The organism is Saccharopolyspora sp. NPDC050389 (genome assembly GCF_040655595.1).
GTDB lineage: Bacteria > Actinomycetota > Actinomycetes > Mycobacteriales > Pseudonocardiaceae > Saccharopolyspora.
This window is the reverse complement of the sequence record NZ_JBFAKG010000011.1, coordinates 110,302-122,413: the sequence shown is the minus strand read 5'-3', so window position 1 is coordinate 122,413 and position 12,112 is coordinate 110,302. Positions and strand designations below refer to the sequence as shown.

Here is a 12,112-nt window from a genome sequence, read left to right as displayed (position 1 = left end):
GAACCCCCTCAGAAACTCGTGTGGTAATAGAGGCATTCGAGCTGCCCGGTGCCGTCGCTCGTTTCGAACCGCACTCGGGTGTCGCCGGGCGGCAGCGTGAACCACTGCCGCCGCACAAGCACGTTGCTGCGGCTCACGCCGGTGGACAACAGAACCGATCTGTCCTGCGTGGTCAGCATCAGGGGGTGCCCAGCAGGCAGCGTGTACGTGTCGTCAAACACGAGTTCCTGACCGGTGTCGACGTTGCGGGATCACCGGCCGCGTGCACGGCCCCGTGATCCGCCACACCGGTTGCGCGTGGGCATTGCCGTCGTTGGTGATGACGAGCTCGCCGCCGGACTGCGCGGTGCCCCACACCAACGGCCACGTCAGCGGCCACACAAGGCCACCGCCGCCGGCCGCCGGCGGGGCAGTGGTGAACGACTGCTGCGGCAGGTGTAGCAGCCGCGGGTTGGTGGCGCGCCACTGGATCGCCCCGCGGGTGAGCCCGTAGTGGTACTCCACCGGGGTCGGGATCATGCGGCGCACACACCGCGCCATCACCATCGCTTTGATGCCCTGCCACTGCACCACGAGCGGTTCCTCGGCAGGGTTTTCGTCTGGGGCGGTGACGCGCCGCAACGTCGACTCGGCGGCTCGAAACGCTGTCGGGTCCGGGTCGCCGAGCTCGAATGACAGCGTGATGATTCGCCGGTCGGCGTGCAGCTGGCCGGGTTGGTAGCCGTGTTGGTTGGCCAGCTCGGCGTCACCATCGCGCATGTCGGGCAGGTCTTGCCAACCCTCCAACTGCACCAGCTCGTACGTGGTGTCCACACCGAGCAGGGCGCCGCGCCACTCGATCTGCCCATCGGTCGTGATCAGATCACCAGCGGCCACTACCCACCCCCACGAGAGAACCAGTCCAGATCAGCGGCGATGTCGTAGGGCGACTGGTGAGGCTGCGCCACGAACGTGCCGATGTGGATCGTTGCCCGCGGCGTCGGCTCGCGGAACGGGCCGGCCTGCGCGAGCATTCGCCGCGTTTCGTGCGCTGGCAACACGCGGCCCGGCCCGGATGGGACAAGCAGCTCGGGTCCGGTTTCGCCGACCAGCACCGGACGTTGTGAGGCGACCGGACCACCGTGCGCGCGCAGCGGCAGCGGAATCCCTGAACCGGGGTTGGTTTGCCCCAGCCCGGGGCCACGCACCACGATGTCGACGTAGCGCCATCGCGGAATTGCGTTCACGGCGTTGCGGACGCTGTCGGCGGCGTTCACTGCGTCCCACGCCCCGGGTGTCGTGATCAGCGTGGCTACGTCGCGAGGGATGCCGAAATACCGGTCTGCGAGCGCCCGCGCCTGATCGGCGGTGAACCCCATCTGCATCGCCTCGGCGATGAACTGCCCGCGGCGCTGCTCCGAGGCGGACACCGCCGCAGCGGCGGCCTGCTGTTGCGACTGCCCCTGGCGCAGCGCCGTGTCGTAGGCGGTCTGCGCTAGCGTTCGGTACTGGTCGCCCTGCTGCACGAGGTTGTCGTGCAGCTCGCGGCCTTCCTCGGTGGTCAGATTGATCTGTCCGTCGGCGGCGAACAGTGCCGCTTGCCAGCCGGCTGTGCCGCCGCGGACGCCGTCGAGGGATTCCCGCAGGGTGTCCAACCCTTCCTCGAACCGGGCGGTGGCCTCATCCATCGAGATTTGCACGCCGAACAGTTGTTGCCAGGCGGCGTTGAGCGCGTCGACGCGGTCGGCGGTGTCCGCGGTCGAGTTCTTCAGCGTGTTGATCGCCTCGCGTAGCGAGTCCGCGCCGGGAACCGCTTGGCTCATCGCCGAGTCCGCGCAGTACACCGCATCGGTGTACTGCCGCTGATCGTCGATCGCGCCTACGATGGTGCCGCGCAGTCCGTCGGTGGCCAGCAGCAAATCCGTTGACGCGTCGGACTGCTCCCGCAAGGCCCCAGACACCCCGGTGAAACTGCCCTGTGCCTCGTAGGCTGCCTGCACCTGCCCTTGCAGCGCGGCACGCACACCATCGAGCGCGGGGCCGCCGCTGATCAGAGCGTCGATGTACTCCTGGTGGGACAGCCCGGCCGCCTCGACCTATCCGGCAATGGACTGGTACTGCTCGGACTGCATGATGGCCGAGCGGGCATTGGAGTCGAACGCCCCGGCGGAATCCCGCAGCGCCGACGACAACGACCGCTGGTCGCCCTCCGCGCTCTGGCTGGCCGACCCGAACAGGGCGAGCCCGATCGTTGCGGCGGCCAGCGCGACGCCGAACGGGCCGCCCAGCACGCCGAGCATGCCGCGGCCGGCGGTCTGCATCAGACTGCCACTGCCGGCGGCGCGACGTGTGGTGTCGCTGAACTGAATCATCGACGTGGCCACACCGGACACGACGTCGCGCACGGCGCGGATCCCGCGCATCGTGGTCGCCAGCGACAGCCACATGCCGATCAGCGGCCCCAGCGCGCCCGACAGCGGCTCGATGACGTTGAGCACGCCCGAGAGCACGTCGAGCGCGACACCCACGGCAGAGGACATCACCGGCAGCGCACCGCCGGACATATCGTTGATCACGCCGATGATCCGGGTAACGACGTCGGCGACCTCGTCGCCGTGCTCGGCCCACACCCCGGTCAGACCGACCAGCACGCCGCCGACTTCCGGCAGCACGCCGGCGACGAGCTGGCCGAGGTGCTCGACGCCGAGCCCGGCGTCTTCCGAGCCGGTCGACACGATCTCGAAGAACTCGCCGACGCCGGCGCCGGCGTCGGCCATCAGCGATGCCATGCCGTCGACGACCGGCCCGGCACGCTCCACCGAGGCAACCATGCCCGGCATCGCGTTGCGGGCGAAATCCACCACGCCGTCGGTCAGGGTGGCCACGAAGGGCACCGAAGCGGCGAAGGCGTCCCGCATCAGTGGGCGCAGCTCCTCATACGCCGAGCCCATCCCATCCGCCGCGCCGACGAACGCCGGTTCCAGTGGCGCGGCATCAGCCATCAGTCCAGTGCGGACAGTCTCGGACAGGTCCTGGAAGCTGTCGCGTACGGCGGCGTTTTCTCGTAGGGCAACGGCGCCGATCCCGATGAACGCCAACGGCAAGGCACCAACCGCGGCGGCGACACCGGCAGCCGCAACGGCCGACCCACCGGCCACACCGGCGAGTGCCTTCGTGGCGCGGTTGCCCATGCGGTCGATCGAGTCGCCGACCTTGTCGAAGGTGTTCGACGCGCGGTCGATGCCGAGCACGGTGAACACCAGATCGCGCTTGACGTGGCGCCGTTGTCGATGACCTTGACCGGCAAGGTTTGCATGATCACGTTGCCATCGGGCACGTTCGGCGTGGTGCCGTCAAACCGAACGTTCGCGGTGATCTTCACTTCGGAGTTGAACGCGCCGGCGATGTTCGCGCCGGCGAACAGCAACATGAGCTCGGCCTCATCGCCGTTGACGAACCGGTTGTAGGCGGTGAGGTTGTTGAACTCGCCCTCGATCGTGCCGCTGTAGACCCGGGCCTGCGAGCCTTCCGCGCCGATCTCCAACGGCTCATTGCGCAGCCGCGAGCCGTGCACGTACCGGTCATCGGCGAGCCCGTTGGTGCCTTGCAGGTTGATCGACCGCATTTCGTGCGCGCTGCCGGCCACGGTGAGACTGCCCTCGACGAACGTGAGCAGGTCGAGGTTTGCCGGGTAGCTGGCGGTGGCAAGCGGCGTGGCGGTCGTTTCGTCGCGGCCAAGGACCGTCACAGCGAGAGTGACGATCTCGCCGATGGCGCTCGACAACGTCCAGCTCGACACCTTGCAGCCGGTGTAGGTGAACGGGTGCACCGTGCCAGCGGTGTCCGGTCGGCCCACCTGGATCGTCAGGCCGGGCGGTGGCGGGCCGGGGGTGAACGTGTGCTTGTAGACCGTCGGCGCGTTCGTGGCGTCCGGCTGCGCGGTGCTCACCGCGTTCGCCAGCGGCACGCAGTCGGCCCGCGAGGGTCTGCCGGTTGGCGATCTGCTCCGGCGTCAGCCGCTCGACGCCGGTCTCCTCAGCTCGGTCGGTCTCGGCGGAGCCGTGCTGGCGGAGGGCGTCGACGAGCGCGATCGTGGCGTGCACATGCGCCTCGGTGACCCACCGGTCCGTCCGGTCCCCGTCGGCGAGCAGCCGTTCGGCCTTGGCGCGGTGGTCGATCATCGGGTCACCGCCGCGAGGTTGTCGGCGATCCGCAGCCGCGCCGCCGCGTGGTAGGTGCAGAACGCGCGGCCGACGTAGCCGCGCAGCTCCCACGCGCCGGGCGTGGCGCACGGGTTCCAGGCGCCGCCGTTGCAGTGCCGGCTGGGCAGTGCGAGCCAGGCGCGGTTGTCCTGCTCGACCAAGTCGTGGTCGGCGCGGGCACGGGATTCGGTGTGCATGCCCAGCGCCTCAAGGAAGGTCGGCGACACGTCGGTGCGTTCGGCCTCGATTTCCGGCGGGATAGGCTTCGTTGCAGCCATTGAGAGCTCCGATCTCTCGTGGTGAGCGGGGCGCCGCGCTCTTGGCCGGGAGCGGCGGCCCGCGTTTCTGTTGGGGGATCAGGCGTGGGCGAGTCGCCGCGCGCGGGCGGGCAGCTCACCGGCCATCCACCGGTCGGCGTCGTCGCGGCGAATCCGGTAGCAGGCGTGCGGTTTCGGCTGGGCGCCCCGCAGTCCGCTGCGGCCGTCGGTGCGCTGGTACTCGCGGAGCGCGCGCAGCACGGTGTCTTTGTGGCGGCGCGTGTAGGCGGCGGCTTCGCGAACGGTCATCCACGGCGAGGGGATCGCCGCTCCCCCGTCGACGCTCGGTTTGGTCGGCCGGGGCGGCGGGATCGGGTGCGTCGGCACCGGTCCTTTGGTGGGGCTGGCGTCGCCGGTCATGCCGCGCCGACCTTGGACGCGGTCATCACCTGTTCGATGTCGACGCCCAGGTGGTTGGCGATCCGGTACAGGGTTTCGACGGCGGCCGTGTTGGTGCCGGTCTCGATCCCGTAGAGGTGCTTGTAGGAGATGTCGACAGCGGCGGCGAAGTCGCTTCGCCAGCGTTGGCTGGTCGAGCTGAAGCAGATGCGCGACCGCATCGACGCGGAGATCTCCCGAATCGAGCAGGAGCAACGATCCCGCGATGAACGCAAGCACAGCTGGCAGCTCATCAGAGGTGGCTTGCTCACCGTTGTACTGCTGACCCTCAGCGGCGCGGTCTGGACGCTGCGCCAACTGCGGGACCACACGACAGCCTTCGCGTTGATGGCGGCGACGGCATCCACCGGCATGGTGGTCATGGCGATTGTGTTGGCTCCGGTGACCGAACGCGATGCCCGCGGCGAGTCCCCGCCCCAGCCGCAGGAGACACGAGCCCTGCTGACGCCAGGACCACGCGACACCGACATGACGACGCTCGCGCCGACGGCGCCCCAGCCACCGGGCGCGCCGGGCACCACAACGAGCGCGCCAGCCACGTCGAGCGGCGAGTCCGAGCCGCCATCAGCGCCACCCGAGTCAGCCACGAGCGCGCCGGCCACGTCGAGCACGCGAGATCAGCCGAGCACCACCCCGACCAGCACGACAGAACCAAGCCCGGCGGAGCGCCCCAACGACAACGGCGAGACGGAGCGCCCCGACGACAACAAGCACGACCAGGGCAAACCACACGACAAGGACCGCTGTCTACGGGTGCGACCACACCTCGGAGTAGACCCGCACGCCTGCCTGTCCGCTGTAGGTGAGGTGTTGCAAGCAACGATCTAGGGAGGCGATATGGCATGGGCTGACCCGTTACCGGGTGGCGGTTTCCGCGGTGGATACCGTGACTCAGCCGGAACGAAGAAGTACGTCAAGGACGCTGCAACAGGCCGGACGCGGAAGTTCACACGAAAGAAAGACGCGCGCGACGCCGCGACCGAGGAAGAAATCAGCGCCAGCCGACAAGCCGCGGTCGACACCGGAAAGCAATCCGCAAGGATCCCGTGGGGCGAATTGTGGGACCGCATCTCCAGCGCTCGGGACGCACGGCCGTCCGACACCTACGTCACCGAACACTGCCTTGTTGAGAAGTACATCCGTCCAAAATGGGGCGACGTTCACCTCAACAAGATCACCAGCAAGGGCAGTGCTGACACCGGCGTTCAGGAATGGGTCGACGACCTGACGGCCGGCCGGGTTGACGCCTGGAAGTACGAACGGCAGCCCTCCCCCGCCTACGTCCGGCGGATCTACGCGGTGTTCCAAGCATCGATGACGACAGCGAAGGACAAGGGCATCCTGACGGCCTCACCCTGCGTTGGTATCAAGCTGCCCAAAAAGACCAAACGGGCAAAGCCCTATCTCGCACGGGACAACGCCGAGAAGATGGGCGAGCACCTGCGGAACTACCGCGACGTTGTGGATTTCAGCCTCGAAACAGGTCTCCGCCCTGGCGAACTGTGTGGGCTGCATGCGCACAACGTGGACCTAAAGCGCGGCTGGGTGGTGGTATGCGAGGTCTTGGTAGCGCGACGTCGCGTCATCCGCCCCTACCCGAAGGACGAGGACATGCGGGCGGTCCCCCTGACACCCAAAGCGATCCAAATCCTAGACCGCCAGCTCGACGGACGTAGCCTCGCCGGCGGCTGCGGGGTCGAACACACCGATGGGACCGAATGCACTGGTGCACTGGTCTTTCTCTCCAAGAGAGGACACCCTCTGCGATCCGATCGGGTTGGGGATTGGATGCGCCGGGCTGCGAAGAAGGCGAGCGTTCCGTCGGTGTCGCTGTACGCGAGTCGCCGGGGATTCGCCACACGCGCGGCGGATGGCGGGCTCGATGTGTTCGCACTTGCTGACGCCATGGGGCACGCTGATATCCGACAGACCAAGGAGTACGTACAGCAGACAGCCGCCGCCCGACAGCGCCTGATCGCTGCCCTCGGCCAGGCACCGACGCTGACCGTAATCCGTGGTGGGGCAGATGGGGCAAGTCATGGGGCACACGTCGACCAACAGCAGTCTTCATCGGACTCGATCGAACCCGACCAAAACGCAGGATGACCTGCCAGTTTGCGGTCAGACGCCGTAATCCACCTTCAACCACCGCAAGCCGTAAACCCGCAGGTCAGAGCACTCAAGCGACACCAACACTGTCACAGTCAATGGCTGTGACGCTTGTCGAACGATCAGTTGCGCCCGGATGGGGGTTGGGGCGGTGCGAGCATGGGAACCTTCCTGTCATTCCGGCCCCGCAGCACCGGAACGGCCGGCGGCGCGAACCCGATTCAGGAAGTCGGCCCCGCCCCGCTCAGCTCCGCGCGGAGTCGGGCGCAGATCGCTTCCACCGCGGCTTCGTCGGGCATCGCGCTGTCGGTGAACATCGCCATCTGCAGCGCCGGCCCGTAGCCGCCGAACCGCTCCATCAGGTCACGGGTCGCCGGCTGCACGACGAAGTGGATGTGGCCGGGCGTGCCGCCGGAATGCGACCACAAGCAGACGTAGACCTGCTCCGGGCGCACGACTTCCTCGACCGCTGCTGCGACGCGCCGCAGGAGCGGGCCGAGCTCCGCGCTCTCCGCTTCGGTCAGCTCGGCGATGTGCAGGACGTGCCGGAACGGCTTGACCAGCAACGTTCCGACGCCCAACGGGCCCACGCAGTGCTCCACCACCCAGGATTCGGTCTCGTGCACTCGCCCACCCGGGAGCCGGACCGCGCCGCTCGAGAGGTCGCAAGCCAGGCACTCGCCCGATGCTTCGCGCTGCGCACCCACAGCTCGATCACCTCCCTGCCTAATCGACCGCCCGCGCAGCCGATCACTGCGTGCCGGTGACAGGAAGGTTCCCATGCTCGCGTTCCGCGCCTCAGGAATGACAGGAAGGTTCCCATGCTCCAGGCGTGGCGACAGGAAAGTTCCCATGCTTGCACCCGGCGCAGCCTGGGCCGTGGATCGGATGCTGCCGGCGGGAAGGGGTGCGGCGGCAGGAGCTTCGCGGCCGTGATCGGCGGGAGCCCTGCGAGGTCCGACCTCGCAGGGCTTCGGGTCAGCCGCGCAGCAGCGTTTCGACGCCTTGGCCGCGGATGGATGCGTCGAGCACCTGCACGGTGTGCGCCATCGCCAGGTGCTCGCCGCGGCGCTCGAGCGCCGTGCGGATCTGCATCGAGCACCCCGGGTTCGCCGTCACCAGCAGCTTCGCGTCGGTGGCGAGGACGTTCTCCGCCTTGCGGTCGCCCAGGTCGCGCGCGGCCTCCGGCTGGAGCAGGTTGTAGACGCCTGCGGAGCCGCAGCACAGTTCGCCTCGGTTGATCTCCCGGAGCTCCAGCTCGGGGATCGCGCGCAGGAGTTCGCGCGGCTGCGACCGGATGCCCTGGCCGTGCGCCAGGTGGCAGGCATCGTGGTAGGCGATCTGCACCGGCAGCGGGTGGCGCTCGGCGACCGGGCCGAGTTCGGTGAGCAGTTCGGCGATGTCGCGCACGCGTGCGGAGAAGCGTTCCGCGCGCTCGGCGTATTCCGGGTCGTCCTGCAGCAGTCGCGGGTATTCCTTCAGCGTGGAGCCGCAGCCCGCCGAGTTGATGACGATGTAGTCCACACCGGACTCTTCGAAGGTGTCGAGCAGCTCGCGGGCGAACTTCACCGCTTCGGCTTCCCGCCCGGAGTGCTCGCTGAGCGCGCCGCAGCAGCCCTGCGCCGGCGGGATGACGACGTCGCAGCCTTCGGCGGCGAGGATGCGCGCCGTTGCCGCGTTGACATCGGGGAAGAACGCGCTCTGCACGCAGCCGGTGATCATCCCGACGGTCGCGCGTCGTTTTCCGCGCGCCGGGATCCGGTTTCCCAGCTTCGGCGCGCGGCCGATCGGCGGCGCCAGGGACTCCATCACCTGCAGCCCGTCCGGCAGCTTCGCCAGCAGCCCGGAACGCTTGAGCAGGTTGCCGATGCGGAGCCGCTGGTACAGCGCGAGCGGCCCACGCATCGCCTTGAGGCGGCGCGGGTACGGGAACAGCGTGAAGATCGCCGTGCGCAGGAGCCGTTCCCAGCGGCCGCGCTTGTGGTTGCGTTCGACCTGCGCGCGCGTCTCGGTGATGAGCGTGCCGTACTGCACCCCGGACGGGCAGGCGGTCACGCAGGCCATGCAGCCGAGGCATGCGTCGAAGTGACCGACCATCGTGTCGGTCATGGGCTCGCCTTCGAGCCCTTCCTTCATCAGGTAGATGCGCCCGCGCGGCGAGTCCATCTCCTCGCCCCACAGGTCGTAGGTGGGGCAGCTGGGCAAGCAGAATCCACAGTGGACGCAGTCGTCGACGAGCTCGCGCTGCGGCGGGTGCAGCGCATCGAAGGCGCCCGGGCTGGCCGGCGTCTCGGTCATCAGATTCCTCCCACGAACCGACCGGGGGCGAGCCGGTGTTCCGGATCGAACTGGTCCTTGGTGCGACGCATCAGCGCCAGCAGCCCGGGCGCGATCGGCCCCCACGGGTCGATCGCGGCGTCCTGCGGCGCCCGGAGCAGCACCGCGTAGTCGCAGCTGGCGCGCAGCGCCTTGACGAACTCGGCGACGGCGGCGGCATCCGCGTCGCCGGGCAGCCCGGCGTTCAGCACGCCGAGCCCGGCGGCGCCGCGGATCGCCAATGGCAGACCGCTCGCCGCGGCGGCGTCTTGCGCGACGCTGAGCAGTCGCGGCAGCGCGGTCGGCTCTGCGCCGAAGCGCAGGCCGATCCCGCTGGCCGGGTCGAACGGGTATCGACCCCACCACGAAGGGGCCTGTTCCAGCACTTCCGCGCCGTGCCCGATGGCGGCGGCCAGCTCGACCGCGCGGTCGTGCGTCGCGGTGGGCCTGCCTTCGAGCTGCGCGCAGACCGTGATCGGCCCGCCGGGCTCGACCCGGTCGAGTTCGATCGCGGTGGGCATCGCCTGGGAATGCCGGACGATGTCGGCGGCGGCCGCGGCGCTCGCCGGGTCGTCGGCGGTGACCGTGATCCAGCGGTGCTCGGCGGCGACCGGGTGCAGCCGGAACACGGCTTCGGTGATCACCCCGAGCGTTCCGAAGGAACCGGTGTAGAGCTTGCCGAGGTCGTAGCCCGCGACGTTCTTCACGACCTTGCCGCCCGCGGTGGTCACCGTGCCGTCGGCCCGCACGACCGTGATGCCGATCAGCAGGTCGCGCACTCCGCCGAAGAGGTGCCGGGACGGCCCCGAGGTTCCGGTCGCGACGATGCCGCCCAGCGTCGCCGTCGGCAGCGGCTGGTCGATCGCCAACTGCTGCCCGGCGGCGCGGGCAGTGCTGTTGACCTCGGCGATCGGCGTTCCTGCCAGGGCGTGCACCACGAGGTCGCCCGCGGCGTGGTCGACGATGCCGTTGGCGGCCGACACGTCGAGCAACAGATCCACGGCATCCGGCGCGCCGCCCCAGCCGAGCTTGCTGCCCGATCCCCTGGGCACCACCCGCAGGCCGTGCTCGGCGGCGATCTTCATCGCCACCGACGTCCGCTCCGTTCCGTCCACAGTGGCCACCCAGTGCGGGCGGACGCCGGACACGGCGTCCGCCTCCGTCGCCTCCCGCACGCATTCGGCGCCCAGCGCGGCCACCAGTGCGTCGTGCGCGGCGTCCTTGGTCGTAGTGGGCATCAGAACTGGTCCGCCAATCCCGCTTCGGTCAGTGGATGCACGCCGCGCCGGGGCCCGGGCACCTCGCCGCAGAGCCTCGGCGTCGGGAAGACCTTGCCCGGATTGCAGATTCCGACCGGGTCGAAGGCGCAGCGCACTCGCTGCATGGTGTCCAGGTCGTCGGCGGTGAACATCCGGCCCATGTACTTGACCTTGTCCGCGCCGACCCCGTGCTCGCCGGTGATCGAACCGCCGTGCTCGATGCACAGGTCGAGGATCGCGCCGGAGACCGCCTTGGCCCGCTCGTTCGCGCCCGGCTCGGCATCGTCGAAGAGCACCAGCGGGTGCAGGTTTCCGTCGCCGGCGTGGAAGACGTTGGCGACCCGCACGCCGGATTCGGCGGAGAGCCTGGCGATTCGCCCGAGCACCTCGGGCAGCGCGGTCCGCGGGATCACCCCGTCCTGCACGATGTAGTCGGGGCTGATGCGGCCCACCGCCGCGAACGCGGACTTGCGGCCCTTCCAGATCATCGCGCGCTCGTGGTCGTCGGCGGCGACCCGGATCTCGAACGCGCCGTGCGCCTCGCAGTGCCGCTTCACCTCGGTGAAGGTGTGCTCGACCTCGGCCGCGGGGCCGTCCAGTTCGACGACCAGCACCGCGCCCGCGCCTTCCGGGTAGCCGCACTGCACGGCCTGTTCGGCGGCTTCGATGGCCAGCGCGTCCATCATCTCGATCGCCGCCGGGGTGACACCGTCGGCGATGATCGCCGACACCGCCGCGCCCGCTTCGTCGGTGGACGGGAACCCGGCCAGCAGGGTCTGCACCACCTCGGGCTTGCGCAGCAGCCGAACGGTGATCTTGGTGACCACGCCGAGCGTGCCTTCGCTGCCGATGAACGCGCCCAGCAGGTCGTAGCCCGGGGTTTCCCGCGCGTTGCCGCCGAGTTCGACGATGTCGCCGTCCGGGGTGACGACCTCCAGGGCGAGGATGTGGTTGGTGGTGAAGCCGTACTTCAGGCAGTGCGCGCCGCCGGAGTTCTCCGCGACGTTGCCGCCGACCGAGCAGACCTGCTGGCTGGACGGGTCCGGCGCGAAGTAGTAGCCCTGCGCGGCGACGGCCTTGGTGACGTCGAGGTTGATCACGCCCGGTTCGACGACGGCCCGCTCGTTGGCCAGGTCGATCTCCAGGATCCGCCGCATCTTCGAGGTCACCACGAGCACGCCCGACGCGTGCGGGAGCGCCCCGCCCGACAGTCCGGTGCCGGAGCCTCTGGCGACGAACGGGACCTGGTGCTCAGCGCAGATCCGGACGATCTCCTGGATCTGCTCGGCGGTTTCCGGCAGCACCACCACGGCTGGCACGACCCGGTAGCTCGCCAGCCCGTCGCACTCGTAGGTGCGCAGCCGCTGCGGGTCGGTGATCACCGCGCTGGGCGGCAGTGCCGCTTGGAACCGCTGCACGACTTGGTCGAGCGCCGGCTCGGCCGCGGTGCTGGTCGACTGCATGCTCAGCCTCCCGATTACTTCCGTTTTACGGAATGACCCTCCCGGTCATCGGGAACCATAGGTTCACA

The 12,112-nt window shown here is 69.2% G+C and carries 15 protein-coding genes; 3 read left to right on the top strand and 12 right to left on the bottom strand.

What is annotated here, in order from left to right; all coding sequences use genetic code 11:
- Window positions 1-8 precede the first annotated feature (8 nt).
- The 5 genes from AB0I53_RS09905 to AB0I53_RS09885 all read right to left on the bottom strand — a co-directional run bounded on the left by AB0I53_RS09905 (window position 9) and on the right by AB0I53_RS09885 (window position 3,928).
- Complete coding sequence (locus tag AB0I53_RS09905; RefSeq protein WP_358599293.1) at window positions 9-221, bottom strand: hypothetical protein; 213 nt, start codon at window positions 219-221, stop codon at window positions 9-11.
- Window positions 214-876: a hypothetical protein gene (locus AB0I53_RS09900; protein ID WP_358599290.1), complete on the bottom strand. Its 663-nt coding sequence runs from the start codon at window positions 874-876 to the stop codon at window positions 214-216. The genes AB0I53_RS09905 and AB0I53_RS09900 overlap by 8 nt, the downstream gene beginning before the upstream one ends.
- Complete coding sequence (locus AB0I53_RS09895) at window positions 876-1,940, bottom strand: hypothetical protein (RefSeq protein WP_358599287.1); 1,065 nt, start codon at window positions 1,938-1,940, stop codon at window positions 876-878. The genes AB0I53_RS09900 and AB0I53_RS09895 overlap by 1 nt, the downstream gene beginning before the upstream one ends.
- 135 nt (window positions 1,941-2,075) lie before the next feature.
- The gene (locus AB0I53_RS09890; RefSeq protein ID WP_358599284.1) at window positions 2,076-2,981 is read right to left on the bottom strand and encodes a hypothetical protein; all 906 of its coding nucleotides are present in this window, start codon (window positions 2,979-2,981) and stop codon (window positions 2,076-2,078) included.
- Window positions 2,981-3,928 (bottom strand): phage tail tube protein, encoded by a 948-nt coding sequence (locus tag AB0I53_RS09885; RefSeq protein ID WP_358599281.1) that lies wholly within the window; start codon window positions 3,926-3,928, stop codon window positions 2,981-2,983. Before AB0I53_RS09885 ends, AB0I53_RS09890 begins: the two co-directional genes overlap by 1 nt.
- On the opposite strand from AB0I53_RS09885, the gene AB0I53_RS09880 reads away from it, so the two are divergent.
- Window positions 3,903-4,214 carry a hypothetical protein gene (locus AB0I53_RS09880; RefSeq protein WP_358599278.1) on the top strand — a complete coding sequence of 104 codons (312 nt, stop codon included), beginning with the start codon at window positions 3,903-3,905 and terminating at the stop codon, window positions 4,212-4,214. The genes AB0I53_RS09885 and AB0I53_RS09880 overlap by 26 nt on opposite strands.
- On the opposite strand, the gene AB0I53_RS09875 is transcribed toward AB0I53_RS09880, so the two are convergent.
- The 3 genes from AB0I53_RS09875 to AB0I53_RS09865 all read right to left on the bottom strand — a co-directional run bounded on the left by AB0I53_RS09875 (window position 4,157) and on the right by AB0I53_RS09865 (window position 5,058).
- Window positions 4,157-4,459 carry a hypothetical protein gene (locus AB0I53_RS09875; protein WP_358599275.1) on the bottom strand — a complete coding sequence of 101 codons (303 nt, stop codon included), beginning with the start codon at window positions 4,457-4,459 and terminating at the stop codon, window positions 4,157-4,159. The genes AB0I53_RS09880 and AB0I53_RS09875 overlap by 58 nt on opposite strands.
- Before the next feature lie 78 nt (window positions 4,460-4,537).
- A complete protein-coding gene (locus tag AB0I53_RS09870; protein WP_358599272.1) occupies window positions 4,538-4,858 on the bottom strand; it encodes a hypothetical protein in 321 nt (106 codons plus the stop codon).
- A complete protein-coding gene (locus tag AB0I53_RS09865; RefSeq protein WP_358599269.1) occupies window positions 4,855-5,058 on the bottom strand; it encodes a helix-turn-helix transcriptional regulator in 204 nt (67 codons plus the stop codon). Before AB0I53_RS09865 ends, AB0I53_RS09870 begins: the two co-directional genes overlap by 4 nt.
- On the opposite strand from AB0I53_RS09865, the gene AB0I53_RS09860 reads away from it, so the two are divergent.
- Complete coding sequence (locus tag AB0I53_RS09860) at window positions 5,045-5,725, top strand: hypothetical protein (protein ID WP_358599266.1); 681 nt, start codon at window positions 5,045-5,047, stop codon at window positions 5,723-5,725. The two genes, AB0I53_RS09865 and AB0I53_RS09860, sit on opposite strands and share 14 nt — an antisense overlap.
- Window positions 5,726-5,734: 9 nt before the next feature.
- Complete coding sequence (locus AB0I53_RS09855) at window positions 5,735-7,003, top strand: tyrosine-type recombinase/integrase (RefSeq protein ID WP_358599263.1); 1,269 nt, start codon at window positions 5,735-5,737, stop codon at window positions 7,001-7,003.
- 224 nt (window positions 7,004-7,227) lie between these two features.
- Here the strand turns inward: AB0I53_RS09855 and AB0I53_RS09850 are convergent, their stop codons facing one another.
- From AB0I53_RS09850 to AB0I53_RS09835, 4 genes are all read right to left on the bottom strand, one after another.
- Window positions 7,228-7,632: a hypothetical protein gene (locus AB0I53_RS09850; protein WP_358599260.1), complete on the bottom strand. Its 405-nt coding sequence runs from the start codon at window positions 7,630-7,632 to the stop codon at window positions 7,228-7,230.
- Window positions 7,633-7,984: 352 nt separating this feature from the next.
- Entirely contained in the window at window positions 7,985-9,304 is a 1,320-nt protein-coding gene (locus AB0I53_RS09845) for a heterodisulfide reductase-related iron-sulfur binding cluster (RefSeq protein WP_358599257.1), read from the bottom strand.
- Entirely contained in the window at window positions 9,304-10,560 is a 1,257-nt protein-coding gene (locus tag AB0I53_RS09840; RefSeq protein ID WP_358599254.1) for an FAD-binding oxidoreductase, read from the bottom strand. The genes AB0I53_RS09845 and AB0I53_RS09840 overlap by 1 nt, the downstream gene beginning before the upstream one ends.
- The gene (locus AB0I53_RS09835) at window positions 10,560-12,044 is read right to left on the bottom strand and encodes an FAD-linked oxidase C-terminal domain-containing protein (protein ID WP_358599251.1); all 1,485 of its coding nucleotides are present in this window, start codon (window positions 12,042-12,044) and stop codon (window positions 10,560-10,562) included. The genes AB0I53_RS09840 and AB0I53_RS09835 overlap by 1 nt, the downstream gene beginning before the upstream one ends.
- Between the last annotated feature and the right edge of the window lie 68 nt (window positions 12,045-12,112).

What these genes read in the sequence shown, in the direction of transcription:
- AB0I53_RS09890 (WP_358599284.1), bottom strand. Translation starts at nt 2,981, where the DNA reads ATGGCTGATGCCGCGCCACTGGAACCGGCGTTCGTCGGCGCGGCGGAT.
- AB0I53_RS09875 (WP_358599275.1), bottom strand. Translation starts at nt 4,459, where the DNA reads ATGGCTGCAACGAAGCCTATCCCGCCGGAAATCGAGGCCGAACGCACC.
- AB0I53_RS09870 (WP_358599272.1), bottom strand. Translation starts at nt 4,858, where the DNA reads ATGACCGGCGACGCCAGCCCCACCAAAGGACCGGTGCCGACGCACCCG.
- AB0I53_RS09860 (WP_358599266.1), top strand. Translation starts at nt 5,045, where the DNA reads ATGCGCGACCGCATCGACGCGGAGATCTCCCGAATCGAGCAGGAGCAA.
- AB0I53_RS09865 (WP_358599269.1), bottom strand. Translation starts at nt 5,058, where the DNA reads ATGCGGTCGCGCATCTGCTTCAGCTCGACCAGCCAACGCTGGCGAAGC.
- AB0I53_RS09855 (WP_358599263.1), top strand. Translation starts at nt 5,735, where the DNA reads ATGGCATGGGCTGACCCGTTACCGGGTGGCGGTTTCCGCGGTGGATAC.
- AB0I53_RS09845 (WP_358599257.1), bottom strand. Translation starts at nt 9,304, where the DNA reads ATGACCGAGACGCCGGCCAGCCCGGGCGCCTTCGATGCGCTGCACCCG.
- AB0I53_RS09840 (WP_358599254.1), bottom strand. Translation starts at nt 10,560, where the DNA reads ATGCCCACTACGACCAAGGACGCCGCGCACGACGCACTGGTGGCCGCG.
- AB0I53_RS09835 (WP_358599251.1), bottom strand. Translation starts at nt 12,044, where the DNA reads ATGCAGTCGACCAGCACCGCGGCCGAGCCGGCGCTCGACCAAGTCGTG.